The following is a 295-nucleotide window of genomic DNA, read 5'->3' on the forward strand; positions in this document are numbered from 1 at the left end:
GAGGATCATCACCTCGGTCTCCTTCGGCGACAGCTCGAAGGCGGCGGCCACTTCCAGGCAACGGTCCTGGAAGCGCGGGCGGGGGCGGTCGCTAGCTGTGGGAGGTGCGTCGCTGGAGCTGCCGAGCGCGCGATCTTCGGCGTTCTCGGCCTCGCTTTCCGGCTCCTCGGTCAGCGCGATGCGGTGGCTTTCGCGGAACACGAACAGGAACGACAGCAGCACCGCCATGGTGGCGATGAGCGCGATGAGGCTTAAGAATTGAGGCGTGAAGGGAGCGAACTGATCCACGATGTTG

General features: G+C 65.1%; 1 pseudogene. It reads right to left on the minus strand.

What is annotated here, in order from left to right:
• Positions 1–295 (minus strand): annotated as a pseudogene (locus NE591_RS14880) (hypothetical protein); the annotation flags it as partial.

Source organism: Adlercreutzia sp. DFI.6.23 (assembly GCF_024462535.1).
GTDB lineage: Bacteria > Actinomycetota > Coriobacteriia > Coriobacteriales > Eggerthellaceae > Adlercreutzia > Adlercreutzia rubneri.